Raw genomic sequence first — 24,257 nt, forward strand, 5'->3', positions numbered from 1 at the left:
CTCAGGTCAGGGCGCGCAGTGGATGCGCATCGGCTGCCCAGGGGCTGGCAAAAAAGGCCTGCACCATCTGCGGCTTGACGTCTTCAATGCGCGCCGGGCTCCACTTGGGCGCATAGTCCTTGTCCACCGCCAGTGCACGTATGCCCTCCACCGTTTCGCTGGCCGCACCCGGCTTGAGGTAAAAGCAGTGGTGCACCATGTCGCGCTCCATGCGCAGGTCGTCCGCCAGGCTCATGGTTCTGGCGCGGCGAATCTGCTCCAGGGTCACATGCAGCATCAGTGGCGAGCGTTTGCGCAGCACGGCAGCGGTCTTTTGCGCCCACTCGTTGTCTGTGGTGGCCTCCAGCGCATCGACCATGTGTTTCACCCGTGCCAGTGAAAAGAAGGCATCCAATTGGCCTGTAGCCCTTTCCGGAATTGCGTGGTCAGCTATTAAATTGGTAGCGACCCATTGCGCAGCATCAGCGCCGCTGGCAAAAGACTGATCCCCCAACTGCTGCCACAGCGAAGGCAGGCTGGCAGCCGGTCGCAGTACATCGGCCAGGCCGTACGCCAGCGCCTCTTCACCGCTGATCACCACGCCGGTCAGCGCCAGGTACTCACCCACGCTGCCCGGGCAGCGGCTCAGGAAGTGGCCGCCACCGACATCTGGAAACAGGCCGATGTTGGTTTCTGGCATGGCCAGCTTGCTGTGTTCGGTCACGATACGCACCCGGGCACCTTGCGACAGGCCCATGCCACCGCCCATGACGACGCCGTCCATGAAGGCGATGTAGGGCTTGGGGTAGTTGTGGATCAGGTGATTGAGGCTGTATTCCTCGGTAAAAAATGCGTCCAGGTCCGCGTCCCCCGCCAACGCGGCCTGGTGGAAGAAGCGGATATCTCCCCCTGCGCAAAATCCGCCGAACAGGCTCTCTGGCGTGCCGGGTCGGCCCACCTTGTTGGTCCCGCGTATGGCTACCGCCAACACCGCCGGGTCACCCTGCCAGGCCGTCAGCGCAGCGCTCAGGTCCCGCACCATCTGCAGCGACAGGGCGTTGAGCGCTTTGGGCCGGTTCAGGGTGATGAAGCCCACCCGCCCGCGCACCTCGGTCAGGACATCGCTGTGGCTGGCGCCGGAATTTGAATCGGTAATAGCGTTCATGCGCGTTGTCTCCATCCCAGCAGTTCATTGGCGACCAGCGCGCCTATCACCAGCGTGCCGCCGGTCAGCACACTGGCAGCGGGCACCTCCCCCGCCCCTACCCAGGCCAGCAGAATGCCAAAAATAATCTCGAGCAGCGCCAGCAGCGATATTTCCGGCGCTTTCAGCACACGCGCACAGATCACCGACAGCACACAGGGGATGGCCAGCTGCACCAGACCGAGCAAGGCCAGTAAACCAAGGTCATGCGCCGTCGCTGCGAATGGAAAAGCCAGCGGCAGCGTCGTCAAGGCAGAAATAAAGGCGCCGACCAGCACGGCGGGTACGAGGTCTATTTTTTCACCGTGCGCCTGACTGCGCTGAACCACCGTCCAGTTGACGGCTGCGGCCAGTGGCACCAGAAACGCCACCAACGTACCTGCCAGCTGGCCCGCTCCGGCGCCCACCTGGCTGCCATGCATCCAGACGATGCCCGCACCAGCCACCGCAATCGCGACCCAGGTACGTACGGGAATGCGATGCCCGATAAATACCCGCGCCAGCAAGGCAGTGATGAAAGGCCCGGCCGCCATGGTGACCAGCACGTTGGCCACGCTGGTCATAGTCATGGCCACCATGAACGCGGTGAACATGATGCTCCAGCAGACGCCGGAGATCCACAGGTAGCGGCCGGCATGGCGAATCTTCGTGAACACGACACGCCCCTGGAACAGCGGAAGGATCACCAGCAGCGACAGCAAGGTGAAAAAACTGCGCCAGAAAGTGACCTCGAAGCTCCTTGCCGACTCAAGATGGCGCGTCACCACGCCCGCGATGGACCACATCAGCGTGATCGCGATCATCAGCAAAACGGCTTTGGAGTGTGTGAGTTTCATGAAGGAAATGTCAGGTTCAAGCGTTCAAGCCTGTCACCGCCCTCCCCGACTTCATTCCAGCAGGGGCCGCGGGACTGGCTTTGCCAGACCGCAGGCGCAGCGGCCCCCTAGTGGGGCGGGGAGCTACACGCAGTGAGTGACCGTGGGGGCCAATTACCTTCCCGCGCGCTTGCGCTCGCTTTCCGTCAGGTGGCGTTTGCGCAGACGCACCGACTTGGGCGTGATTTCAACCAGCTCGTCTTCCTCGATGAATTCCACGCCGTATTCCAGCGTCAGCTCGATGGGCGGCGTGATCTTGATCGCGTCTTCCTTGCCGGACACACGGAAGTTGGTCAGCTGCTTGGTACGCGTGGCGTTGACCACCAGATCGTTGTCGCGGCTGTGGATACCCACAATCATGCCTTCGTACACCGGGTCGTTGGCGCGCACAAACATGCGGCCACGGTCGTCCAGCTTGCCCAGGGCGTAGGTGAATATTTCACCAGCGTCCATGGAGATCAGCACGCCTTGCTTGCGGCCGCCGATGTCACCCTTGTGTGCTTCGTAGCTGTCGAAGATGTTGGAGATCAGGCCGGAACCGCGCGTCAGGTTCAGGAATTCATTGGTGAAACCAATCAGGCCGCGTGCCGGAATGCGGTACTCGAGGCGTACACGCCCACGACCATCAGATTCCATGTTGACCAAATCGCCCTTGCGCTCACCCAGGGCCTGCATGACGCCGCCTTGATGGGTTTCCTCGATGTCGGCAGTGACCAGCTCGATCGGCTCGTGTTTCTCGCCGTTGACTTCCTTCATCACAACCCGCGGCTTGGACACAGCCAGCTCAAAACCTTCGCGGCGCATGTTCTCCAGCAGGATGGTCAGGTGCAGCTCGCCCCGGCCCATGACTTCAAAAATGCCTTCCTCATCGGTTTCCTTGACGCGCAGTGCCACGTTGTGTTGCAGCTCTTTCTGCAGCCGGTCCCAGATCTGGCGGCTGGTGACGTATTTGCCTTCACGGCCGGCCAGCGGGCTGGTGTTGACGCAGAAGTTCATGGTCAGCGTCGGCTCATCGACCTTGAGCATGGGCAGCGGCATCGGAGTGACCGGATCGGTCAGGGTCACGCCAATGCCGATTTCATCAATGCCGTTGATCAGCACAATCTCGCCGGGTCCAGCTTCCGTGGTCTGCACACGCTCCAGGCCCTGGAAAGTCAGCACCTGGTTGATCCGGCCCTTGATGGCCTTGCCGTCCGGGCCTTCCATGACCACGACGTCCATCATGGGTTTGATGGTGCCCTGGCTGATGCGGCCCACGCCGATACGGCCCACGAAGGTCGAAAAGTCGAGCGCAGAAATCTGCAGTTGCAGCGGCGCGGCCGGGTCACCTTCCTGATGTGGCACATGCTGGAGGATGGTATTGAACAGGGCCGACATGTCGGGGCCCCACTGCTCGTTGGGCGGGCCCTCTTCCAGCGAGGACCAGCCGTTGATGCCGGAGGCGTAGACCACCGGGAAATCGAGCTGCTCATCGGTAGCACCGAGCTTGTCAAACAGGTCGAAAGCGGCGTTGACCACATAGTCAGGGCGCGCACCGGGCTTGTCCACCTTGTTGACCACCAGGATAGGCTTGAGGCCCAGGGCCAGCGCCTTCTTGGTCACAAAACGGGTCTGGGGCATGGGGCCTTCCTGCGCGTCGATCAGTAGCACCACACCGTCAACCATGGACAGCGCACGCTCCACCTCGCCGCCGAAGTCGGCGTGGCCGGGTGTGTCGACGATGTTGATGTGAGTACCTTCCCAGGTCACGGCGCAGTTTTTGGCCAGGATGGTGATGCCACGCTCTTTTTCGATGGCGTTGTTGTCCATCACGGTGTCGACCACTTTCTCGTGCTGGGCAAAGGTGCCGGACTGACGCAGCAGCTGATCGACCATGGTGGTTTTGCCGTGGTCAACGTGGGCGATGATGGCGATGTTGCGGATTTGTTTATGACTCATGGTTCGCTTTCTAAAAACTTCAAATCGGTGGTACTAAGCCATAGCGGCGCTGGCCGCTGGGCTGGAGGAAACAGGTGAAACAGGACGGCGGGCGGCCAGCATGTCCTGAATTTCAATCGGGCTGAGCAGGCGGCCCGGAATCAGTTCGTCAGCGGTCACATGGGCTGAGCCGAGGAAAGCCGCAGGATCTGTGCCGAAGACCTGTACCAGCGCGGCATCGGGCCCCCATTGACCGGCATTGCCACGGCGACGCAGACCGCTGAGGAAACGCCCTGCATCATCGGCGCCCAATGTGACAGCCGGATACGCTGCCACCAGTGACTGCACAGGCAACAGGCAAGCCTCGCGTTCGGCCTCGCTCATGGCTTCGAGAGAAGGCAGGCTGACGCATTGGCCGTCGGTGTAGCCACCGGTCTCCAGCCGCCGCAGCGAGCCCAGGTGGGCGCCGCAGCCGATGGCCTCGCCAATGTCTTCGCCCAGGGTGCGGATGTAAGTGCCTTTGCTGCAGGAAACTACTATTTTGATAGCTGCTTGCGCCCGTGGGTCATGGGCTGGAGCCATATTCAACTTGTAAATATTGATGTGGCGGGCTTCCCGTTCGACTTCCTCGCCTTTGCGCGCATATTCGTACAGCGCCTTGCCGTCTTTCTTCAGGGCCGAATACATGGGCGGAACCTGCGCCAGCGGGCCGGTGAAACGACGCGTCATTTCTGCGAGCAGTTCGGGCGTGATAGTTGGCACCGGACGCGTCTCAATCACCTCGCCTTCGGCATCGGCGGTGCTGGTTTTCTGGCCCAGCAGCAGCACCGCTTCATAGGTTTTGTCGGCGTCAAGCTGGAGCTGGCTGAACTTGGTGGCGGCACCAAAACACAACGGCAACACGCCAGTGGCCAGCGGATCCAGCGTACCGGTATGGCCGGCTTTGTCCGCGCGCAGCAACCACTTCGCCTTTTGCAGCGCCTGGTTGCTCGACAGGCCCAACGGCTTGTCGAGCAGCAACACGCCATGCACGGGACGTCGCTGTATCTTTTGGCGATGAGGAGAAGTTTGCGTCATAAATTCCGACAGGCTCAACGCACGGGCAAGCCCGGCGTGGCGTTGGCACCGTTGTCCCTGAACCTGTCATCAAGGGAAACGGCGCGAACTCAGTCGTCCTGGGCGCGGGAGGAAACCGCCTTGGCAATCAGGGCGTTCATGTCGGCCGCGCGCTCGGTCGTGCGGTCAAACTGGAAATGAAGCGTGGGAACCGTGTGAATCATCAGCTTTTTAAACAGGCCGTTGCGCAGAAAACCCGCCGCCTGGTTCAGGGCGGTTTCGCACTCGGTCGGATCGCCGATCAAGACGCTGAAAAACACCTTGGCATGTGCGTAGTCCGGCGTCACCTCGACCGCCTGGATCGTCACCATCCCCACCCGCGGATCTTTCAACTCGCGCGCGATCAGCTCCGTCAGATCGCGCTGGATCTGGTCGGCAACGCGAAAACCGCGGTTCGGGGTGGATGATTTTTTACGCATAACTCAGTGAGCCTGCCGGTTGGCGGGTTGCCCTTTCGGCACAACCGGCCTCGCGGCGATCAGACCTCCAGTGTCCTGGCCACTTCCCGGATTTCAAAGAACTCCAGCATGTCGCCGACCTGGATGTCGTTGTAGCCCTTGACGTTCAAGCCGCACTCGAAACCTTCCTTGACTTCCTTGGCATCGTCCTTGAAACGCTTGAGCGAGTCGAGTTCGCCGGTGAAGATGACCACGTTTTCACGCAGCAGGCGCAAGCGCGCAGAGCGGCGGACCACACCGGCGGTGACCATACAGCCGGCAATCGAGCCGATCTTGCTGACCTTGAACACCTGGCGGATCTCGGCGGTACCAATGACTTCTTCCTTCTTGTCCGGCGTCAGCATGCCAGACATCGCGGCGCGCAGCTCGTCCACAGCGTCATAAATGATGTTGTAGTAACGAAGATCGACGCCGTTGTTTTCTGCCTGCTTGCGGGCCTGGGCATCGGCGCGGGTGTTGAAGCCGATCACCACTGCCTTGGACGCAATCGCCAGGTTGACGTCGGACTCGGAAATACCACCCACACCGGAGTACACCAGTTGCACCTTGACCTCGTCGGTCGAGAGCTTGAGCAGCGACTGGGCCAGCGCTTCCTGCGAACCCTGTACGTCGGCCTTGATGATGATGGGCAACATCTTGACCTCGCCGGCGCCGATGTCGGAGAACATGTTCTCCAGCTTGGACGCCTGCTGCTTGGCCAGCTTGGTGTTGCGGAACTTGCCGGCGCGGTAGGTAGCGATCTCCCGGGCACGGCGTTCGTCGAGCATGACCATGAACTCGTCACCGGCCTGTGGCACTTCCGTCAGGCCCTGGATTTCCACAGGAATCGACGGACCTGCGGTCTTGATCGGCTTGCCGTTTTCGTCCAGCATGGCGCGCACGCGGCCAAAGGTCGAACCGGCCAGTACCACGTCGCCCGCCTTGAGCGTACCGGCCTGCACCAGCACGGTAGCGACAGGACCGCGGCCCTTGTCGAGCCGGGCTTCAATCACCAGACCCTTGGCCAGCGCATCAACCGGCGCCTTGAGCTCCAGCACTTCAGCCTGCAACAGCACCTGCTCGAGCAGGGCGTCGATACCGGCGCCGGTATGGGCCGACACGCCGACAAATGGCACGTCGCCGCCAAACTCTTCGGGGATCACCTCTTCGGTGACCAGTTCGCCCTTGACGCGCTCCATGTTGATTCCGGGCTTGTCGATCTTGTTGATCGCCACCACGATGGGCACACCAGCTGCCTTTGCGTGCTTGATGGCTTCGCGGGTCTGCGGCATCACACCGTCATCAGCTGCCACCACCAGAATCACAATGTCGGTCGCCTGGGCGCCGCGGGCACGCATGGCGGTAAACGCCTCGTGACCCGGTGTATCCAGGAAGGACACCATGCCGCGCGGGGTTTCCACGTGGTAGGCGCCGATGTGCTGGGTGATACCTCCGGCTTCACCGGAGGCCACTTTGGCGGTACGGATGTAGTCGAGCAGCGAGGTCTTGCCGTGGTCGACGTGACCCATGACGGTGACGACCGGCGCGCGCGGCAGCAACTCGGCCTGTGGTCCGGCGTTATCGTCATCGGTAAAGGCTTCCGGATCGTCCAGAGCGGCCGTCACGGCCTTGTGACCCATCTCTTCCACCACAATCATGGCGGTGTCCTGGTCCAGCGGCTGGTTGATGGTGACCATCTGGCCCAGCTTCATCAGGTGTTTGATGACCTCGGACGACTTGACGCTCATCTTGTGGGCCAACTCGGCCACCGTGATGGTCTCTGGCACATGTACTTCAACAACCTTGAACTCGGTGGGCGCCACAAAGTTGGACTCGGAACGCGAATCGCGATCCGGAGTGCGACGGCCACGCGGGCCACCACGGAAGTTGCCGCGTCCCGGCACAACCGGAGCACCACGGGTCTTGATTTCGCCCTTCTTCTTGGCAGCATCGTCTTTCCAGGTCGAAGACAGGTTCTCAGACTTGACTTCCTTCTTGCCCGCGGCGCCGGCAGCGGCCGTGCCGCCCGCTGCAGCGGGTTTGGCAGCACCCGGCACCACAGCCGGCTTGTGCAAAGTGCCCTTGATGACGGCTTTGGGATCGACGTGTGGCACCAGCACGCGCTTGGGTGCATTCATCATCGCGCGAATGCCGGCAGCTTCCGCCTCGGCTTTCTTGCGGCGGTCCTGCAGGTCCTGAGCCTTGACGGCATCAGCCTGGAATTCAGCGGTGGCCTTGGCTTTGGCGGCGAGCTGCGCAGCGCTGACTTCGGCGGCTTTGATGGCTGCCTTTTCGGCGGCGGCCGCATCGTCTACCACCGGCGCCTGCACGGCGGCGGCTTTGGCGGCAGCAGATTTGCCGGTCGCCGGTTTTTTGGTTTCAGCTGCCGCCGCTGAGGCCTGTGCGGCGGCCTGCGCGGCTTGCTCAGCGACAAGCCGCTCCTGCTCACGCTGAGCCTCTTTGGCGTCCTGCTCTTCACGCAAGCGGCGTTTTTCTGTCAGTTCTTCTTCCTGACGGCGCAGAAGCTCCGCATGGCGGCTGGCCTCTTCCTCGCGGCGTACCAGTTCAGCTTCATCGACCTGCGGCGCCTGAGGCGCTTCCGGCATCGCAACGGCATCGTCAGCCGGCTGCTCGGAGCTCTCGTCACGTTTGACGAAGGTGCGCTTCTTGCGCACCTCGACCTGGATGGTGCGGGCACGGCCTGTGGCATCGGCCTGCTTGATTTCACTGGTGGACTTTTTGACCAGCGTGATTTTTTTACGCTCGGCGCTGACCGTGCCGTGGCTGGCCTGCAGAAAGCTCAGCAGCTTCTGTTTGTCGGCCTCGGAGAGACGGTCATCGGCTTGCGCCTTGGCAACGCCGGCACTGGTCAATTGCTCGATCAGTATGGCGGTGGGTTTATTCAGTTCAGCTGCGAATTCAGCGACGGTAGTGGTACTGGACATATGTTTTTTTCCTGCTGGCCTCCATGATCATTGCTCTTTGGACGCGAGGTCTGCACTTGCAGGCTCAGCGGCGTCGGCAGTTTCGGCGGCATCATCGGTGAACCAATGCGCGCGCGCGGTCATGATCAGGGCCTTGGCGTCGTCCTCGGACTGGCCGGTGATATCGGTGAGTTCATCCACGGCCAGATCGGCCAGGTCGTCACGGGTGCCGACGCCGGCCTCCGTGAGTTTGGCAATCAGCTCGGGCGTGAGGCCTTCGACATCGCGCAGGTTCTGCGAGACGCCTTCAGCGTTTTCTTCCTTGGCGATTTCCATGGTCAGCAGCGCATCCTTGGCGCGCGTGCGCAGTTCGGTGACCGTGTCTTCGTCGAAGGATTCGATCTCCAGCATTTCCTGGATAGGCACATAAGCCACTTCTTCCAGGCTGGTGAAGCCTTCGGAGATCAGGATGTCGGCGATTTCCTCGTCCACATCGAGTTTTTCCATGAACAGCTTGCGGCTGGTGTCGGTCTCGGTGGCCTGCTTTTCAGCGGACTCATCGGCCGTCATGATGTTGATCTTCCAGCCCGTCAGCTCGGCGGCCAGGCGCACGTTCTGGCCACCGCGGCCAATGGAGATCGCGAGGTTTTCCTCATCGACCACCACATCCATGGCATGACGCTCTTCATCGACCACGATGGATGACACATTGGCCGGTGCCAGCGCGCCGATCACGAACTGGGCCGGATCTTCGCTCCAGAGCACGATGTCGACACGTTCACCGGCCAGCTCGTTGGTCACACCGTTGACGCGGGTGCCGCGCACGCCGACGCAGGTACCGATGGGGTCAACGCGCTTGTCATGGGACAACACGGCGATCTTGGCGCGCGAACCCGGGTCGCGGGCGCAGGATTTGATCTCCAGCAGGCCTTGTTCGATCTCGGGCACTTCCTGGCGGAACAGTTCGATCATGTACTCCGGCGACGTGCGCGACAGGATGATGGGCGCGCCACGCAGGGTGGTGTCGACTTCCATGATCATGGCGCGGACGCGGTCACCGGAACGCAGATTTTCTTTCGGGATCATGTCGCTGCGGCGCAGGCGGCCTTCGACGCGACCGGATTCGACAATGATGTCGCCCTTGTCCATGCGTTTGACGGTGCCGACAAAAATCTTGTCGCCGCGCGACATGAAGTCGTTGAGCAACATCTCGCGCTCGGCGTCGCGGATTTTTTGCAGGATGACCTGCTTGGCCGCTTGAGCGCCAATGCGGCCTATGGGCAGGCTTTCGACGGGCTTTTCGATGAAGTCGCCTTCTTCGATATCGGCGATCTCGTCGCGGGCATCGCTGACCAACTCTTCGGCTTCAGGGTTTTGCAGGCCGGCTTCGTCTGCCACAACGAGCCAACGGCGGAAAGTTTCGTAGTTGCCACTGTCGCGGTCCACCACGACACGGATATCCGTGCCTTCGGCGTACACCTTTTTGGTGGCCGATGCGAGCGCAAGCTCGACAGCACCAAAAACGACATCGCGTTCCACATTCTTCTCACGCGAGATGGCATCCACCAACATCAACAGTTCGCGATTCATTTCACAAGCCTGCCTTTCCTTTTTTATATCTCTGTTGCGGGCGGGCTTTTCGGCCGGCGCCCCTTGAAGTCAACCACAGGCGCAAGCCGCGCCTGCACAATTTCGTCCAGCGTGAATCCCAGTGCCTGCAGCGGCGCGGGAATCCGTTTCTTGCTTACTTTCTGTCCGGGCTTGTACCCTGGCTTGTCTGCGGGCTCTTCGCTCCAGACCACCTGCCACCCCGAAGCCGCACGCTCCAGCGTGCCGCGAAATTTTTTCCGGCTGGCCGAGATGCCGGTTCCGGCAGACACTGCCGCACCTACCGCCGCCTTCAGCGTGATGTCGACCAGCTCGCCGGCAAAACGCTCAAAATCAGCCTCGCTGCGCAGGGGCCGGTCTATACCCGGCGAGCTCACCTCCAGCCGGGCATACGCCGCCCCTTCAACTTCCAGCACAAACTGCAGCTGGCGCGTGACTTTTTCGCAATCTTCGGCGTTGATAAACCGCTCTTCGCCCCCCTGAACAAAGGGCTGGTCAATCGTGACGCGCAGCAGACCACCGCCGGTGCGTTCAATTTCCACCAGCTGGTAACCCAGTCCTGTGACTGTTTGCTCAATCGTCTCGTGTAATGCCATTCAGGTCCAAAAAAGCGGTGTTTTGCTCACTGCTTCCAAAAACAAACGCCCAAAAAAAATGGGCGGTGAAAACCCGCCCATTTGGTCGTGAAGCCAGTATTGTAACCTGCCGCACACACCGGCGCAAGCAGTTTGCATGCCCGGCCCGCCCAATCCCCCCTGCCGGGGTCAGACCTGCGCAGCGACCAGCACGCGGGTGTAGGGATGTTCAGGGTTTTCCAGTACCTGCTGCACGGTGCCGGCCTCCAGCACCTCACCGTCTTTCATGACGATGACCTGATGCGCCATGGCGCGGATAACGTCCACGTCGTGGGTGATCAACAAGTAGCTCAAGCCACGCTCACGCTGCAGTTTTTGCAGCAAGTGCAGCACCTGCTTCTGGATGGTCACGTCCAGCGCGCTGGTGGGCTCGTCCAGCACCAGCAATTGAGGTTCAATGATCAAGGCCCGGGCAATCGCCAGACGCTGGCGCTGCCCACCCGAAAACTCGTGTGGATAGCGCTGTAACAATCCCGGAAACTGCGCCTCGGTCATGCCGACCTCGGCCAGCGCGCGCAACACCTGCGCCTGCCGCTGCGCAGCCGGCAGACCTGGCTGATGCACCCGTAAGCCTTCGCCAACGATTTCTTCGACGGTCATGCGCGGCGACAAGGAAGAAAACGGGTCCTGAAACACTACCTGGACGGCGCGTCGAATCACTTTGTTGCCTGCCGCGTCACCGCTCCAATGGCCTCCCGCCGCCTGCAGTTGCCCCTGGTGCGGGTGCAAGCCCAGTGCCGCCAGTGCCAAGGTGGATTTTCCCGAGCCCGACTCCCCGATCACGCCCAGCGTCTGCCCCGGCGCAATGCTGAAACTGGCCCCGTGCACCGCGATAAATTCGCCTGATTTGAACCAGCCTTTGATGCCGGGCAGGCGCATCGGGTAGCTCACACGCAACGCACTGGCTTGCATTACGGGCGCGGCGCCTGGCTCCCGCAGACGCTCGGTCACGTCGCGTACCGGGCGGCTGTCGATCAGCTTGCGGGTGTAGGCGTGCTGCGGATTCTGGAAAACCTCTGCCACAGGCCCGGTTTCGACAATGTGACCGTCCTCCATCACCGCAATCCGGTCGGCAAAGCGGCGCACCAGGTTCAGGTCATGGGTGATCAGCAGCACCGCCATGCCGGTCTGCTGCTGCAAGCCCGTCAGCAAGTCCAGAATCTGCGTGCGCAGGGTCACGTCCAGCGCTGTGGTCGGCTCGTCGGCCAACAGCAGTTTGGGGCGGCAGGCCAGCGCCATGGCGATCATGGCGCGCTGACGCTGTCCGCCCGACAGCTGGTGCGGAAAAGCATTGGCGCGCCGTACGGCTTCGGTTATACCGGTATCTGCTAGCAATTTGATAGCGGCTTGCGCAGATTCAGCAGGGGTCAGCGCCTGCTTTATCTGTAAAACTTCGGCAATCTGCTCACCCACCGTGAACAGCGGGTTCAAGGCCGTCATCGGCTCCTGAAAAATCATCGCGATGTCCTGGCCGCGTATGCCGCGAAGCGCGCGCTCGGGCATGGACAACAGGTCTGCCTGGCCATCACGCCCCGCAAACAGCGCTTCGCCAGCTATGTCTGCGTTTTGTACCAGCCTGAGCAAAGCCAGCGCGGTGACCGTCTTGCCGGAGCCGGACTCGCCCACCAACGCCAGTTTTTCGCCCGGCGCAATGGTCAGATCGATGCCATGCACCACCTCTTTGCCCTGAAATGCGACGCACAGATTCTTGACATTCAGGAGGGCTGTCATTTGTCGACCTTCCGGGGATCCAGCGCATCACGCAAGGCATCGCCCATGAAGGTCAGCAGCAGCAGCGTCAGCACCAGCACGGCGAAGGTGGACAGCGAAATCCACCAGGCGTCGATGTTCGCCTTGCCCTGGCTCAGCAGCTCGCCCAGCGAGGGCGTGCCGGGCGGCACACCGAGGCCCAAAAAATCCAGTGAGGTCAGGGCGAGGATGGCCGCGCTCATGCGAAACGGTAAAAACGTGACCACAGGGGTCAGACTGTTCGGCAGGATGTGGCGCCACATGATCTGCAGGTTGCCCACCCCCAGCGCCCGGGCTGCGCGCACGTAGTCCATCTGGCGGTTGCGCAAAAATTCGGCGCGCACGTAGTCGGACAGCCCCATCCAGCCAAACAGGCTGAGCAGCAACAGCAGCAAGGCCACGCTGGGCGCAAACACCGCACTGAAGATGATGAGCAGGTAAAGCTCGGGCATGGAGCCCCAGATCTCGATAAAACGCTGGAAAGCCAGGTCGGTTTTGCCGCCCGCATAACCCTGCACCGCCCCGGTAAGGATGCCGACCACCACGCCGATCAGCGTCAGCGCGAGCGCAAACAACACGCTGAGCCGGAAACCGTAAATCAGCTGCGCCAGCAGGTCTCGGCCACGGTCATCGGTGCCGAACAGGTTGTCGCGCGAAGGTGCCGAGGGGTTGGGCGCTTTTGCAAAATAATTGATGGTGCGCGGCCCATACGGATTAAGCGGATAAATCGACCAGTTGCTGCCCTCTTTGAGTTTGTCGCGAACAAAGGGATCGAGGTAGTCAGTGGGCGTATCGAAATCGCCGCCGAAGGTTTTTTCAGAATAGTCCTTGATCAGCGGAAAGTAAAACTCGCCCTGATACCGCACCAGCAGCGGTTTGTCGTTGGACAGTACCTCGGCAAAGAGGCTGAGCACCACCAGCACGCAGAAAATCAGCAGGCTGCGGTAACCGAGCTTGTTGCGGCGAAAACGCTGCCAGGCGCGCCTGGAAGGGGATGCAGAAAGAGGCAAGGTACCGGTCGTCATGACTCAATCAAACTTCACGCGGGGATCAACCCAGACATAACAAAGGTCCGAAATCAGCTTGGTCACCAGACCGATCAGCGTGAACAAATACAGCGTGCCCAGCACCACCGGGTAGTCGCGCCGGATCACGCTTTCGTAGCTGAGCAGGCCCAGGCCGTCGAGCGAAAACAGGGTTTCGATCAGCAGCGAGCCGGTAAAAAAAGCACCAATAAACGCCGAAGGGAAACCGGTGATGATGGGAATCAACGCATTGCGAAACACATGCTTCCACAGAACCTGCCGCTCGGACAGGCCTTTGGCGCGTGCCGTGAGCACATACTGCTTGCGGATTTCTTCCAGAAACGAGTTTTTGGTCAGCACCGCCGTGACCGCAAAACTCCCCAGCACCATGGCCGTCACCGGCAAGGTGATGTGCCACAGGTAATCCGTGATGCGCGCACCCCAGCTCAATGTCTCCCAGTTCGCAGACGTGAGGCCGCGCAACGGAAACCACTGCAACTGCCCGCCAAAAACCACCAGCAACGCCACACCCAGCACAAAGCCGGGAATCGCGTAACCAACCAGCACAATCAAGGTGGTGACAAAGTCAAACCGGGTACCCGCCCGCACCGCCTTGGCGACTCCCAGCGGCACGGCTATCAGGTAGCTGATAAAAAACGTCCACAGGCCCAGGCTGATGGAGACCGGCAACTTCTCTTTGACCAATTGCCAGACGTCCTTGTGCTGGTAAAAACTTTTGCCCAGGTCAAAGCGCGCAAACTGGCCGAGCATCTGGAAGAAGCGCTCATGCACCGGTTTGTCAAAGCCGTACAGCGCCCTGATTTCCTCGATGCGCTGCGCATCCAGCCCCTGGCGGCCACGATAGCCGGAACCGGTAGAGGCCGCGCGCTCGCCGCCGGAGTCCCGCCCCTGCAACTGCGCCACCATCTGCTCAACCGGCCCGCCAGGCACAAACTGCACCATCGCAAAGGTCAGCAGCAGCACCCCCAGCAAGGTGGGAATCATCAGCAGCAGGCGTTTGAGGATGTAGCTGGCCATTATTTGTTGATCGCAGAAGCCCACCAGGTGCTCATGGCCCAGGTGTCGGCCTGGTAATACGGCGGAATCACGGGGGGAAGAACAAAAGGCGCAGGCCGGTAACCGATCAGGAAGGCATCGCCATAGTACTGTGGCACCGAGTAATGGCCATGCGTCAGTACCCGGTCAAGCGCACGCATCGCAGCACTCAGATCAGGCCGGGTTTTCGCAGCCACGATCTTTTGCAGCAAGGCATCCACCGCTGGATCGGCAATGCCCCAGACGTTGGACGAGCCCGGGGTCTTGGCCGCCTCGGAGCCAAAACGCTCCAGCAATTCGCTGCCTGGCGCGGTGGAACCCGGCAAACGCAAAGTGGTGACCTCGAAGTCAAACGCGTCCATTTTCTGTTTGCTCAGTGAAAAATCAACCACCCGGTAAGTCATGGTGATGCCTAGTTTTTCGAGTGCTTTCTGGAAGGGGCCGACGATGCGCACGAGCGATGGCTGGTCGTTGAGAAACTCCATCGTGAAGGCCTCCCCCTTGGCATTGCGCAGGGCACCGTCCCGGTAGGTCCAGCCGGCCTCCTTCAGCAAGGCCTGGGCCTGCCGCAGGTTTTGCCGCAAGCTACCTGGCGGCGTGGTGCTGGGGGACAACGGCACCGGACCAAACACCTCGGGTTTGAGCTTGCTGCGCAGGGGCTCCAGCAGCGCCAGTTCATCCGGCATGGGCAGGCCCTCTGCATGGAACTCACTGTTCGGAAAATAACCGTTGACCCGTTTGTAGATACCGTAGAACAACTGACGGTTCATCCACTCAAAGTCCATGGCCAATGCGATGGCCTGGCGCACCCGAACGTCCTTGAACTTCTCCTTGCGCAGGTTGAATACATAACCCTGGAAGTCGCCGGGATTGCGGTTTTCGAAAGCGCGTTTGACCAGTTCACCCGACGTGAACTGCTTGCCGGTGTACTGGCGCGCCCAGTTGCGCGAAATGAACTCGCGCATGAAGTCGTATTCGCCGGCCTTGAGTCCCTCGAAACGCGAGGTTTCGTCCAGGTAAATCTTGAAGGTGATGCGATCGAAGTTGAACTGGCCCTTGCGGCTGGGTAAATCCGCACCCCAATAGGCAGGGTCGCGCACATAGGTGATGTCGCGGCCCATCGCGGCGCTAGCCGGCTTGTACGGTCCAGAGCCTATCGGCAATTCAGACACAATTTTGTCAAACGGCTTGCCACCGCCCCATGCGCGACTGAACACCGGCATGCCGCCCACCACCAGCGGCAGTTCGGGATTGGGCACTGCAAAGTCAAAACGTACCAGCCGCTCCGACAACACCCGGACCCCCTTGACTTCGGCATAAATGCTGCGGTACTGCGGCGCGGCCAGCTTGCCGGTCAACTGTGTGAAGGAATGCAGCACATCGGCGGCCAGCACAGGCGAGCCGTCCTGAAAGCGTGCCTTGGGGTGAATGCGAAAGGTCGCCCCAAGCCGATCAGGCGCCACCTCGACGTCCTCGGCCAACAAACCGTAAGCGGTGGTGGGTTCCTCGGAGTTGCCGGTCAGCAGGCTCTCGATCATCAAGATGCCGATACCGTAGGGGGCCGTGCCGCGCAAGGTGAAGGGGTTGAACTTGTCGAAGTTGGTCGGCCGGGTTGGCGGCACCATGCGGATCTCGCCTCCCTTGGGCGCCGCAGGGTTGACATAGGCGAAATGGGTGAAACCGGTCGGGTACTTGATGTCGCCAAACTGCGCATAGGCGTGGGCGGCCCAAGTCACCGGCGCAAAGCATGCCAGCCAGGCCAGCGTCAGGGCCCGAAAAAAAGACAAATCCCGCATGCGACAATTCTGCACTAATTGAACCGGCGCAGGATCACCAGGCATGCATGACTTGGTGCGCAAGCCGGGTCTTTCGCACACACTGGAGCACAAGCATGGGCACAAACGCAGGATTTCTCACAGGCAAAAAATTGCTGATCACGGGCGTGTTGTCGAACCGCTCCATCGCCTATGGCATTGCCAAAGCCTGCCACGCCCAGGGCGCCGAGCTGGCTTTCAGCTACGTGGGCGAGCGTTTCAAGGAGCGCATCACCGAGTTTGCCGCCGACTTTGGCTCCAGCCTGATCTTTGACTGTGACGTCGCGGACGACGCGCAGATCGACAAGCTGTTTACCGACCTGTCCGCCACCTGGCCGACCTTTGACGGCTTTGTGCACAGCATTGGGTTTGCACCGCGCGAGGCTATTGCTGGTGATTTTCTGGACGGCCTGTCGCGCGAGAGCTTCCGGATTGCGCACGACATCAGCGCCTACAGTTTTCCAGCCATGGCCAAGGCAGCCCTGCCCTTCCTCAACCCAAAATCGGCCCTGCTGACTCTGACCTACCTGGGCGGAGTGCGCACCGTGCCCCACTACAACACCATGGGTCTGGCCAAGGCCAGCCTGGAGTCGTCGGTGCGCTATCTGGCCGAGTCGGTAGGCAAAAAAGGCACGGGCCTGCGGGTCAATGGCATCAGCGCCGGCCCCATCAAAACCCTGGCCGCCAGCGGCATCAAGGATTTCGGCAAGATTTTGCGCGGCGTTGCCGAGGCATCGCCGATACGCCGCAACGTGACGATCGAAGACGTAGGCAATGTGGCTGCGTTCCTGCTCAGCGATATGGCGGCGGGGGTCAGCGCAGAGATCATGTATGTGGATGGCGGCTTCAGCCACGTGGTGGGCGGGCTCGGTGAGTCAGCCGAAGCCGCTTGAGCCTTGCCGGCGCCCGGCGTGTCGCCGATTCGCTATGCTTTTGGTAGCTACTCAGGCTCGCCCCTGTTGGGCCAGGGGTTGATAGGGCTTGTAAAAATGGGGCATCAAGCTGCTGTACAGCTCTGGCAGCTGCGCGCTAACAGTCAAATCAGTCTCTGGCCCTTGGTTGACAGGCGCAAGCAGCTATCAAAAACGTAGCGACTTCCACTGTGTCACTGACACCTCAGGCGGGACGCCAGTACTCATAACACCAGGCCGTCGTAAAACCCGCCCGCTGATACAGCGCAAGTGCCGCCACGTTGCTGGCCTCCACCTGCAAAAAACTGCGCTCAAAGCCGCGCGACAAGGCTGCTTCGGCCAGCCCGGCCAGCACCCTGCCGGCCATCCCCCTGCCCCGGAAGGCTGGCGCCGTACGCATACCGTGCACGCTGGCCCAGCCGTGCGAAAAGGCAGCAGCACCTGCGGCCACGGTAGCTTCGGCCTCACGCACGCTGGCATACAGCGAGCCGTGCGCGCTGCCGAGTTTTGCCACGCGGCTGGCGCCATCCACCGGGTCAAACCCCTCGCCCAGAAACAGTGCCGCCCAGGCGGCATCGGGCGATGTGGCGATCTCGGCCGGTGGCTGGGTAAAAGTCGCACGCATGGCACTGACCGACCCCAGTTGCACCAGGGTGGGACGTTCGGCGCTGTAGCCGCGCAGCGCCAGTTCGCGCCGCACGCCGTCAAAACACGCGAGCAGGGGCAAGCGAAATATCGGTGCAAGGTCGTGCGCGGCATAGCGCGCCGCTATCTTGCCGACCACGCTTTCGTCACATGCGGTGTGTTGCAGTGGCGCAGCACTTTTGGCGCGGCCTACGGTACCGCTGTCGAAAGCCAGCAACCAGCCGTCCAGCTCTTCCACAGCTTCCGGCGAAACGGCCAGGACGGTGGCCCGCTCCACCCCAGCCACGTCGTGGGACCACATGCGCGACTGCCTGTTTACGCCTTGACGCAATCGGCGTAGTAATGCTTTTTGCCGCCCTCGTCTTCCACTTCAACCAGACCGTGTATGTCAGTCTCAAAGCCCGGACACTGCGCATTGAACTCGCGCGAGAACTTCAGGTAGTCAACAATTTTTCTGTTGAAAACTTCGCCCGGAATCAGCAGCGGAATGCCGGGCGGATACGGCGTCACCAGCCCGACGGTGATGCGACCTTCCAGATTGTCAATTTCAACCCGCTCGGTCTTGCGCAGCGCGATATGGGCGTAGGCATCGCTGGGCTTCATGGCTGGCGTCAGGTCGCTCAGGTACATGTCGGTGGTCAAACGCGCAATATCGTATTTGGCGTAGAGCTGGTGGATGTGCTGGCAGAGGTCCGCCAAACCCATTTTTTCGTAACGCGGGTACTTCTGGCAGAACTCGGGCAGGATGCGCCACATCGGCTGGTTCTTGGCGTAGTCATCCTTGAACTGCTGCAAGGCGGTCAGCATGCTGTTCCAGCGGCCCTTGGTGATACCGATGGTGAACATGATGAAAAAGCTGTAGAGGCCGGTTTTCTCGACCACCACGCCGTGTTCAGCCAGAAATTTGGTCACGATGCTGGCCGGAATGCCGGTTTTGGCAAACTTGCCGTTCAGGTCCATGCCGGGTGTGACCACGGTCGATTTGATCGGGTCCAGAATGTTGAAGCCGGTGGCCTTCTTGCCGAAGCCGTGCCAGTTGACCCCAGCCTTGGCGTTTTTGCTTTCGCCTTTGATGATCCAGTCTTCCGAGCGGCCAATGCCTTCGTCCACCAGCTTGTCCGGCCCCCAGACCTTGAACCACCAGTCGTCGCCGTATTCTTCGGCCACCTTGCGCATGGCGCGGCGGAAGTCCAGCGCTTCCAGAATACTTTCCTCGACCAGCGCGGTGCCACCGGGTGGCTCCATCATGGCCGCCGCGACATCACAACTTGCAATGATGCTGTACTGCGGGCTGGTGCTGGTGTGCATCAGATACGCCTCGTTGAACAGGTGACGGTCCAGTTTGACCGTCTGCGAGTCCTGCACCAGCACCTGGCTCGCCTGGCTGATGCCGGCCAACAGTTTGTGGATGGACTGCGTGGCATACACCATGGCCTGCTTGGGGCGCACCCGTTTCTTGCCCATGGAGTGGTAGCTGCCGTAGAACGGGTGGAAGGCAGCGTGCGGCAGCCATGCCTCGTCAAAATGCAGGTTCTCGACATACCCGTCGAGCATGCCCTTGATGGTCTCGGTGTTGTAGAGCACGCCGTCATAAGTTGATTGCGTGATGGTGAGCACACGCGGCTTGACCTTCCTGGCGTCCACGCCCTTGAGCAGGGGGTTGGCCTTGATCTTGGCCTGGATGGAGGCCTGCTCGAACTCCTCTTTCGGAATCGGGCCGATGATGCCGAAATGGTTGCGCGTGGGTTTCAGGAACACCGGAATGGCCCCGGTCATGATGATGGCGTGCAAAATGGACTTGTGACAGTTGCGGTCTACCACTACGACGTCGCCCGGCGCAACTGTGTGGTGCCAGACCATCTTGTTGCTGGTACTGGTGCCGTTGGTGACAAAAAAGCAGTGATCGGCATTGAAGATACGCGCCGCATTACGCTCGGACGCCCCCACCGGGCCGTCATGGTCCAGCAACTGGCCCAACTCTTCCACCGCGTTGCACACGTCGGCGCGCAGCATGTTTTCGCCAAAAAACTGGTGGAACATCTGCCCGACCGGACTTTTCAGGAAGGCCACACCGCCCGAGTGCCCCGGGCAGTGCCAGGAGTAAGAGCCGTCTTCGGCGTAATCGAGCAAGGCCTTGAAAAACGGCGGCTGCACACCTTCGAGGTAACTCTTGGCCTCGCGGATGATGTGACGCGCCACAAACTCCGGCGTATCTTCAAACATGTGGATGAAACCGTGCAGTTCACGCAGGATGTCGTTGGGAATGTGGCGCGAGGTCTTGGTTTCACCGTAGACATAAATCGGCACATCCAGGTTTTTGCGCCGCACTTCCTCAATGAAGTGGCGCAGATTCAGCACGGCGGGATCCAGATCCGGACCGGGCGTGAATTCTTCGTCGTCAATCGACAGAATGAAGGCGCTGGCGCGGCTTTGCTGCTGTGCAAATTGCGACAGGTCGCCGTAACTGGTCACGCCCAGAATCTCGAAGCCTTCCGTCTCTATGGCCTGCGCCAGCGCACGGATGCCCAGCCCGGAGGTGTTTTCGGAGCGGAAGTCTTCATCAATGATGACGATGGGAAAGCGGAATTTCATCAAAAGGCCTTTGCCTGGAACTGCCAAAAAAATCGAATCAGGGGCGAAGTGTAAGGATATTTCATGAACCCCGAGCCGGCCTGGCCTTGCCGGGGTGGGGTTAAGCTTGCCAATTCACGCTTCTGGCCCAAAATGTGGCTTTTACGAAACGCAGGAGAGACTGGACATGAGTGAATCGACCATCTGGTGGCTACTGGCAGGCGGCGCCGTCGCGCTGGAGCTGGTTACCGGCACCTTTTACCTGCTGATGCTGGCCGTGGGCATGATTGCCGGCGCCCTGGCCGCCCATCTTGGCGCCTCTGTCATTGTGCAGATCGTGGCGGCGGCAGTGGTCGGCGGCGGTGCGGTGGTGGCCTGGCACTGGAAACGCAGCAAGAGCCCAAAGCCGGCGCAGGCCAACGCCAACCGCGACGTACAAATGGATATCGGTGAAACCGTGCATGTCCAGCAGTGGAACGACGATGCCACGGCCAGTGTCAAGTACCGCGGGGCCCAATGGACCGTGGAACTCGCCGACCGGGACGCAGCGCCCGAGCCAGGGCTTTTCAAGGTCAGAAAACTCAATGGCAACCGCCTGGTCGTCGGAAAACTGTGAGACAGTGGGCAGTCTGATGCAGCGCGGCTGAAGCCGACACTTTTTTATTCAACGGAGAACTTCATGGAAATTGCACTCGTCATCCTGGTGATTGCCGTCATTTTTATTGCGCGCAGCATCAAGGTTGTGCCCCAGCAAAACTCCTGGGTCGTGGAGCGCCTGGGCAAATACAACGCAAGCCTGACACCGGGCCTGAACTTCCTGATTCCTTTTATCGACCGGGTCGCCTACAAACACTCGCTCAAGGAAATTCCGCTCGACGTGCCCAGCCAGGTCTGTATCACGCGTGACAACACGCAGTTGCAGGTCGATGGCATTCTGTATTTCCAGGTCACCGACCCAATGCGGGCCAGCTACGGATCGTCCAACTACATCGTGGCTGTGACCCAGCTGGCGCAAACCTCGCTGCGCAGCGTGATCGGCAAGCTGGAGCTCGACAAGACCTTTGAAGAGCGCGACATCATCAACGCCCAGGTGGTCGCCGCGATTGACGAGGCCGCGCTGAACTGGGGCGTGAAGGTGCTGCGTTATGAAATCAAGGACTTGACACCGCCCAAGGAAATTTTGCACGCCATGCAGTCGCAGATCACCGCCGAGCGTGAAAAGCGCGCCTTGATCGCGGCCTCGGAAGGCCGTCGCCAGGAGCAGATCAACATCGCCACCGGCGAACGCGAGGCGTTTATCGCCCGCTCGGAAGGCGAAAAACTCGCGGCCATCAACAATGCGCAGGGTGAAGCCGCCGCCATCACTGCAGTGGCCGAAGCCAATGCACGCGCCATCGAAGTTGTCGCTTCGGCCATCCGCCAGCCCGGTGGCGAAATGGCCGTACAGCTCAAGGTGGCGGAAAAGGCCATGGAGGCTTATTCCCGCGTTGCAGCCGACGCCAAGACCACGCTGATTGTTCCCAGCAACATGACCGAAGTGTCTGCCCTGATCACCTCGGCCATGACCATGGTGCAGTCCACCAAACCCGCCTGATCAGCGAAAGACGACAGGCATGACCGCCAGGAATGTGCTGGGCACCGATCTGGTCCCCTGCTCCTACGATCCGCTGACAGGCTACTTCCGGGATGGTTGCTGCAACACCGACGAATCCGACCTTGGGTCGCACCTGATCTGCGTGCGGGTGACCATCGCGTTCCTGGCATTTTCCACGGCGCGCGGCAATGACCTGGTCTCGCCCCGCCCAGAATATCGCTTTGCTGGCCTGAAACCCGGCGACCGCTGGTGCCTGTGCGCCAACCGCTGGCGTGAGGCGCTGGAGGCAGGTTGCGCACCCCCCGTGGTGCTGGAATCCACCCATGCGCAGGCGCTGGCCTTCGTGACCCGGGGCCAGCTCGAAAGACACCAGTTTCGCAGCGCCCTCCAGTAGCAGGCGCGCTACCCACGTTCGCACTGCTACAATCTGAGGCTTCGCGGAAGGGTGGATGAGCGGTTTAAGTCACACGCCTGGAAAGCGTGCGTGGGGTTATACCCACCGCGGGTTCGAATCCCGCCTCTTCCGCCAAATAGTACAGTTGCCGTGAGTTCCGACACGGTGGCGAAAACTCCTGAAAGCCCAGCCTGCCTGGGCTTTTTTGTGTCGGGCTTTCGGCGCGGGTATTGCGGTCGTAGCCCGGGATTGACTCCCATGCACCCAAACTCGAAGTACGGTACGCCCTGCAGCGCATCACCTTGCAAGTCCTGATCCTGCAGGAACTCAGATCTGCTCCAGCGCCGCGGGCACGCTGGCCCGCTGGCGTTGATGCGCCCCTTGGGCGCGGCCTTAAAGCAATTTTGCCGAACACCCTCTCATGAGGGGCAAAAAAAAGCCACCTCGCGGTGGCTTTTTTTCTGACGCTGGGGCGATTTACTCCAGAGCGACTTTCTTGCCGTCTTTGTAGTTGTACAAAGTGATGGACGGGTTCTTCAACTCGCCGCTAGGCAGGAACTCGATGGTGGTGGTCACGCCCTTGAAGCTGGTCTTGATCAGCTCGGGGATGTAAACCTTCGGATCGCTCGAGTTGGCGCGTTTCATGGCGTCGACCAAAACGAAAGTAGCGTCATAGGTGTACGGGCTGTAAACCTGGAACTGGCCAGGATACTTCTCGTCGTAACGCTTCTTCCACTCGGCGCCGCCTGGCATTTTGGCCAGCGAAGCGCCACCTTCGGCACAAATCACGTTTTCAAGGGTCTTGGCGCCGCCAGCGAGTTTGGCGATCTCTGAAGTGCAGATGCCGTCACCGCCGAAGTACTTGACCTTGGTCATGCCGAGTTGCTCCATCTGGCGCAGCATCGGGCCGGCTTGTGGGTCCATGCCGCCGTAGAAAACAGCGTCAGGGCCTTTGGCCTTGATGGCGGTCAGGATGGCCATGAAGTCGGTGGCTTTGTCTGTCGTGAACTGCTCGTCCACCACGGTCATGCCTTTTTCCTTGGCTGTCTTCTTGAAAATGTCGGCAACACCCTGGCCGTAAGCCGAGCGGTCGTCAATGACGGCCACTTTCTTCAGCTTCAGCGTATCAGCGGCGTAAAACGCCAGGCCAGCGCCCAGTGCCAGGTCATTGGCAATGATGCGGTAGGTGGTCTTGTAGCCAGGCTTGGTCAGGTCGGGGTTGGTAGCAGCACCCGTGACGTGTGGAATACCGCAGTCGTTGTACACCTTGGACGCAGGAATGGTGGTGCCCGAGTTGAGGTGCCCAACCACGCCAGCGACTTTGGAGTCGCACAGTTTTTGTGCAGCAGCCGTGCCCTGTTTTGGATCGGCAGCATCATCTTCAGCCACGATTTCGAAGGTGGCCTTCTTGCCACCAATCATGACGCCTTGCTTGTTCAGGTCTTCAATGGCCATGCGGACGCCATTTTCATTGTCCTTGCCGTAGTGGGCCTGTGCACCGGAAGTCGGGGCAACGTGACCAATTTTGACGACGAGCGTATCACCGGCAGCAGCAGGCGCTGCAGCGACCGGGGCAGCAGGTGCAGTGGCGGCTGGCTTGGCTTCTTCTTTTTTGCCGCAGGCAACAACCAACATGGCGGCCAAAGCGACCGCAGTCCATTTCATTTGCATAAATACACTCCAATTAGGAAATTACCGTTAAAGGTTGAGAACCGTTTTTTTTGCTCAACGGCACAGAACATACCGCAATTTTCGCGCCCACACCATAGCAAGCAGCCCTAGGGTGTTGCCAGCACGACGACG

At 60.6% G+C, this 24,257-nt stretch carries 19 protein-coding genes and 1 tRNA gene; 5 read left to right on the top strand and 15 right to left on the bottom strand.

Annotation, left to right across the window (positions count from 1 at the left end):
- Position 1 precedes the first annotated feature (1 nt).
- The 12 genes from Q8L50_RS00430 to Q8L50_RS00485 form a co-directional block, all read right to left on the bottom strand.
- Positions 2 to 1,144 (bottom strand): enoyl-CoA hydratase/isomerase family protein, encoded by a 1,143-nt coding sequence (locus Q8L50_RS00430; RefSeq protein WP_305346671.1) that lies wholly within the window; start codon positions 1,142 to 1,144, stop codon positions 2 to 4.
- On the bottom strand, positions 1,141 to 2,019 hold the full coding sequence (locus tag Q8L50_RS00435; protein WP_305346672.1) for a DMT family transporter: 879 nt from the start codon (positions 2,017 to 2,019) through the stop codon (positions 1,141 to 1,143). Before Q8L50_RS00435 ends, Q8L50_RS00430 begins: the two co-directional genes overlap by 4 nt.
- Before the next feature lie 153 nt (positions 2,020 to 2,172).
- Positions 2,173 to 3,996: a translational GTPase TypA gene (gene typA, locus Q8L50_RS00440; RefSeq protein WP_305346673.1), complete on the bottom strand. Its 1,824-nt coding sequence runs from the start codon at positions 3,994 to 3,996 to the stop codon at positions 2,173 to 2,175.
- A 33-nt stretch (positions 3,997 to 4,029) separates the two neighbouring features.
- Positions 4,030 to 5,052, bottom strand: coding sequence for a tRNA pseudouridine(55) synthase TruB (gene truB / locus Q8L50_RS00445; protein ID WP_305346674.1), 1,023 nt, complete (start codon positions 5,050 to 5,052; stop codon positions 4,030 to 4,032).
- 89 nt (positions 5,053 to 5,141) lie between these two features.
- Positions 5,142 to 5,510, bottom strand: coding sequence for a 30S ribosome-binding factor RbfA (gene rbfA, locus Q8L50_RS00450; protein ID WP_305346675.1), 369 nt, complete (start codon positions 5,508 to 5,510; stop codon positions 5,142 to 5,144).
- Between the two features lie 59 nt (positions 5,511 to 5,569).
- Entirely contained in the window at positions 5,570 to 8,473 is a 2,904-nt protein-coding gene (infB, locus tag Q8L50_RS00455) for a translation initiation factor IF-2 (RefSeq protein WP_305346676.1), read from the bottom strand.
- A gap of 27 nt (positions 8,474 to 8,500) precedes the next feature.
- The gene (gene nusA, locus Q8L50_RS00460) at positions 8,501 to 10,042 is read right to left on the bottom strand and encodes a transcription termination factor NusA (RefSeq protein WP_305346677.1); all 1,542 of its coding nucleotides are present in this window, start codon (positions 10,040 to 10,042) and stop codon (positions 8,501 to 8,503) included.
- A 23-nt stretch (positions 10,043 to 10,065) separates the two neighbouring features.
- A complete protein-coding gene (gene rimP / locus Q8L50_RS00465; RefSeq protein ID WP_305346678.1) occupies positions 10,066 to 10,656 on the bottom strand; it encodes a ribosome maturation factor RimP in 591 nt (196 codons plus the stop codon).
- 168 nt (positions 10,657 to 10,824) lie between these two features.
- A complete protein-coding gene (locus Q8L50_RS00470; protein WP_305346679.1) occupies positions 10,825 to 12,426 on the bottom strand; it encodes an ABC transporter ATP-binding protein in 1,602 nt (533 codons plus the stop codon).
- On the bottom strand, positions 12,423 to 13,469 hold the full coding sequence (locus tag Q8L50_RS00475) for an ABC transporter permease (protein WP_305346680.1): 1,047 nt from the start codon (positions 13,467 to 13,469) through the stop codon (positions 12,423 to 12,425). The genes Q8L50_RS00470 and Q8L50_RS00475 overlap by 4 nt, the downstream gene beginning before the upstream one ends.
- 3 nt (positions 13,470 to 13,472) lie before the next feature.
- Entirely contained in the window at positions 13,473 to 14,507 is a 1,035-nt protein-coding gene (locus Q8L50_RS00480; RefSeq protein ID WP_305346681.1) for a microcin C ABC transporter permease YejB, read from the bottom strand.
- Entirely contained in the window at positions 14,507 to 16,321 is a 1,815-nt protein-coding gene (locus tag Q8L50_RS00485) for an extracellular solute-binding protein (RefSeq protein WP_305346682.1), read from the bottom strand. The genes Q8L50_RS00480 and Q8L50_RS00485 overlap by 1 nt, the downstream gene beginning before the upstream one ends.
- A gap of 95 nt (positions 16,322 to 16,416) precedes the next feature.
- On the opposite strand from Q8L50_RS00485, the gene fabI reads away from it, so the two are divergent.
- Complete coding sequence (gene fabI, locus Q8L50_RS00490; RefSeq protein ID WP_305346683.1) at positions 16,417 to 17,232, top strand: enoyl-ACP reductase FabI; 816 nt, start codon at positions 16,417 to 16,419, stop codon at positions 17,230 to 17,232.
- A 223-nt stretch (positions 17,233 to 17,455) separates the two neighbouring features.
- Here fabI and Q8L50_RS00495 read toward each other — a convergent pair whose 3' ends face one another.
- Complete coding sequence (locus Q8L50_RS00495) at positions 17,456 to 18,196, bottom strand: GNAT family N-acetyltransferase (RefSeq protein WP_305346684.1); 741 nt, start codon at positions 18,194 to 18,196, stop codon at positions 17,456 to 17,458.
- 14 nt (positions 18,197 to 18,210) lie between these two features.
- On the bottom strand, positions 18,211 to 20,487 hold the full coding sequence (locus tag Q8L50_RS00500) for an arginine/lysine/ornithine decarboxylase (protein WP_305346685.1): 2,277 nt from the start codon (positions 20,485 to 20,487) through the stop codon (positions 18,211 to 18,213).
- 166 nt (positions 20,488 to 20,653) lie between these two features.
- On the opposite strand from Q8L50_RS00500, the gene Q8L50_RS00505 reads away from it, so the two are divergent.
- The 4 genes from Q8L50_RS00505 (at position 20,654) to Q8L50_RS00520 (ending at position 22,589) form a co-directional block, all read left to right on the top strand.
- Complete coding sequence (locus tag Q8L50_RS00505) at positions 20,654 to 21,082, top strand: NfeD family protein (RefSeq protein ID WP_305346686.1); 429 nt, start codon at positions 20,654 to 20,656, stop codon at positions 21,080 to 21,082.
- A 63-nt stretch (positions 21,083 to 21,145) separates the two neighbouring features.
- Positions 21,146 to 22,060 carry an SPFH domain-containing protein gene (locus Q8L50_RS00510; protein WP_305346687.1) on the top strand — a complete coding sequence of 305 codons (915 nt, stop codon included), beginning with the start codon at positions 21,146 to 21,148 and terminating at the stop codon, positions 22,058 to 22,060.
- Between the two features lie 19 nt (positions 22,061 to 22,079).
- Entirely contained in the window at positions 22,080 to 22,454 is a 375-nt protein-coding gene (locus Q8L50_RS00515; protein ID WP_305346688.1) for a DUF2237 family protein, read from the top strand.
- A 45-nt stretch (positions 22,455 to 22,499) separates the two neighbouring features.
- A tRNA-Ser gene (locus tag Q8L50_RS00520) sits at positions 22,500 to 22,589 on the top strand.
- 342 nt (positions 22,590 to 22,931) lie between these two features.
- Here Q8L50_RS00520 and Q8L50_RS00525 read toward each other — a convergent pair.
- Complete coding sequence (locus Q8L50_RS00525) at positions 22,932 to 24,089, bottom strand: branched-chain amino acid ABC transporter substrate-binding protein (protein WP_370869703.1); 1,158 nt, start codon at positions 24,087 to 24,089, stop codon at positions 22,932 to 22,934.
- Positions 24,090 to 24,257 lie beyond the last annotated feature (168 nt).

It is taken from the genome of Polaromonas sp. (assembly GCF_030680935.1).
Lineage (GTDB): Bacteria > Pseudomonadota > Gammaproteobacteria > Burkholderiales > Burkholderiaceae_C > Polaromonas.

What these genes read in the sequence shown, in the direction of transcription:
- Q8L50_RS00430 (WP_305346671.1), bottom strand. Translation starts at nt 1,144, where the DNA reads ATGAACGCTATTACCGATTCAAATTCCGGCGCCAGCCACAGCGATGTC.
- Q8L50_RS00435 (WP_305346672.1), bottom strand. Translation starts at nt 2,019, where the DNA reads ATGAAACTCACACACTCCAAAGCCGTTTTGCTGATGATCGCGATCACG.
- typA (WP_305346673.1), bottom strand. Translation starts at nt 3,996, where the DNA reads ATGAGTCATAAACAAATCCGCAACATCGCCATCATCGCCCACGTTGAC.
- truB (WP_305346674.1), bottom strand. Translation starts at nt 5,052, where the DNA reads ATGACGCAAACTTCTCCTCATCGCCAAAAGATACAGCGACGTCCCGTG.
- rbfA (WP_305346675.1), bottom strand. Translation starts at nt 5,510, where the DNA reads ATGCGTAAAAAATCATCCACCCCGAACCGCGGTTTTCGCGTTGCCGAC.
- infB (WP_305346676.1), bottom strand. Translation starts at nt 8,473, where the DNA reads ATGTCCAGTACCACTACCGTCGCTGAATTCGCAGCTGAACTGAATAAA.
- nusA (WP_305346677.1), bottom strand. Translation starts at nt 10,042, where the DNA reads ATGAATCGCGAACTGTTGATGTTGGTGGATGCCATCTCGCGTGAGAAG.
- rimP (WP_305346678.1), bottom strand. Translation starts at nt 10,656, where the DNA reads ATGGCATTACACGAGACGATTGAGCAAACAGTCACAGGACTGGGTTAC.
- Q8L50_RS00470 (WP_305346679.1), bottom strand. Translation starts at nt 12,426, where the DNA reads ATGACAGCCCTCCTGAATGTCAAGAATCTGTGCGTCGCATTTCAGGGC.
- Q8L50_RS00475 (WP_305346680.1), bottom strand. Translation starts at nt 13,469, where the DNA reads ATGACGACCGGTACCTTGCCTCTTTCTGCATCCCCTTCCAGGCGCGCC.
- Q8L50_RS00480 (WP_305346681.1), bottom strand. Translation starts at nt 14,507, where the DNA reads ATGGCCAGCTACATCCTCAAACGCCTGCTGCTGATGATTCCCACCTTG.
- Q8L50_RS00485 (WP_305346682.1), bottom strand. Translation starts at nt 16,321, where the DNA reads ATGCGGGATTTGTCTTTTTTTCGGGCCCTGACGCTGGCCTGGCTGGCA.
- fabI (WP_305346683.1), top strand. Translation starts at nt 16,417, where the DNA reads ATGGGCACAAACGCAGGATTTCTCACAGGCAAAAAATTGCTGATCACG.
- Q8L50_RS00495 (WP_305346684.1), bottom strand. Translation starts at nt 18,196, where the DNA reads ATGTGGTCCCACGACGTGGCTGGGGTGGAGCGGGCCACCGTCCTGGCC.
- Q8L50_RS00500 (WP_305346685.1), bottom strand. Translation starts at nt 20,487, where the DNA reads ATGAAATTCCGCTTTCCCATCGTCATCATTGATGAAGACTTCCGCTCC.
- Q8L50_RS00505 (WP_305346686.1), top strand. Translation starts at nt 20,654, where the DNA reads ATGAGTGAATCGACCATCTGGTGGCTACTGGCAGGCGGCGCCGTCGCG.
- Q8L50_RS00510 (WP_305346687.1), top strand. Translation starts at nt 21,146, where the DNA reads ATGGAAATTGCACTCGTCATCCTGGTGATTGCCGTCATTTTTATTGCG.
- Q8L50_RS00515 (WP_305346688.1), top strand. Translation starts at nt 22,080, where the DNA reads ATGACCGCCAGGAATGTGCTGGGCACCGATCTGGTCCCCTGCTCCTAC.
- Q8L50_RS00525 (WP_370869703.1), bottom strand. Translation starts at nt 24,089, where the DNA reads ATGTTGGTTGTTGCCTGCGGCAAAAAAGAAGAAGCCAAGCCAGCCGCC.